Origin of the sequence: Methanobrevibacter sp. (genome assembly GCF_015062985.1) — an archaeon.
Lineage (GTDB): Archaea > Methanobacteriota > Methanobacteria > Methanobacteriales > Methanobacteriaceae > Methanocatella.
On sequence record NZ_SUTI01000037.1, the window covers coordinates 1 to 1500 of the forward strand.

The 1500-nt window shown below is 33.7% G+C and carries 1 protein-coding gene; it reads right to left on the reverse strand.

Going from position 1 to position 1500, the window contains the following annotated elements:
- Positions 1 to 217 precede the first annotated feature (217 nt).
- Positions 218 to 1500 (reverse strand): ABC transporter ATP-binding protein (locus E7Z77_RS09550; RefSeq protein ID WP_292753483.1); only part of this gene is annotated, 1283 nt, incomplete at its 5' end.

Genomic DNA, 1500 nt, shown 5'->3' on the forward strand with positions numbered 1-1500 from the left:
TGGAACTGTTTTTAAAATGGTTTCATAGAGGATTAAATGAAAAAAAAGCACAAAAGTAGTAATTGCACTCCAATTCATCTCAATGAGGATTGGATTCATGCAATTACTGTATACTATAAAAGGAGGACAATACAAAATTATCCCTCTCCATATAGTATGAATTATGTGTTTTTATCATTTATAAATCCTTCAATAAAATTTTGCAATGTATGAAAACCTATAAGAAAAACTCTTTAAGCTTTTCTTCATTTATTTTATAGTTATCAATTATTTTTCCATCTTCAAAATGCAGAATATGGGAACATACTTCCATTATAAGTTCATAATCATGAGTAATTATAAATGATGTAATGCCCAGGCTTTGAAGATATTTTAAGTTATCGCTGACTTTCAACATATTCTTCAAATCCAATCCGCTTGTCGGCTCGTCAAAAATAAGCAGTTCCTTTCCGGAAGCAATAGCTGAAGCGATAGCTACTCTCTGCTTTTCACCGCCTGACAATGCCATCGGATGGGCGTCTTTAAGATGAATCAAATTTAAATCTTTCAGGATTTCTTCAGCTCTTTTGATATCCTCTTCATCCATACTCAACAGAACTTCATCAAGAACGCTTTCAGTGAACAGCTGATGATTAACATCCTGCATCACCATATAAGTTTTTTTAAGCCTATCCTTTCTTTTTAATGCTTTGCCTTCTGTAATTAATTCACCTTTACATGATCTTTTAAGGCCACATAAACAGTTTGCAAATGTGGATTTTCCGGCCCCATTATTACCTATAATTGCTATAATCTCATTTTTTGGGATTTTAACATTATCAATGTCCAAAATTTGGGTCTTTCCGTAGCTGAATTTGAAGTTTTTAAGTTCCATCAATTCATTTTCTGAAGAATAATATTCCTTTCTTTTAGAGATTATATTTTCCAGATTGAGCTGTCTTAAACCCAAGTCCCTGTGATTTACCTGTCTAAACTCTTCAAGTGACCATTCATTAACAATACGTCCCTTTTTTAAAAACAGAACCCTGTCAACAACATCACTTAAAAAGAACAGTTTATGTTCTGCTATGAGTACTGTTTTTCCCTGATTTTTCCAGTTTCTGATTATGTCCTCCAAATCCCAACTGGACTGTGAGTCAAGATTGGATGACGGCTCATCAAGAATCAGAATATCCGGATTAACGGCGGATACTGATGCACAGGCTATTTTCTGTTTTTCACCACCGGACAGTTTGAATATACTCTTGTCCAAAAGATGATTTATCTTAAAGTCATCAACAACAAGATCAAGCCTTCTTCTTATCTCTTCAACATCCATAGATAGATTTTCACATCCGAAAACTATCTCGCTGGTCGTGTCGACATTGAAGAATTGTGTTTTTGGATTTTGAAAGACAGAACCTATATGCTTTGAAATTTCATGAATCGGCATTTCACCTATTTCATCATCATTTAAATAAACATTACCGTCCCTTTTACCGTCAAAGAAATTTGGAATCA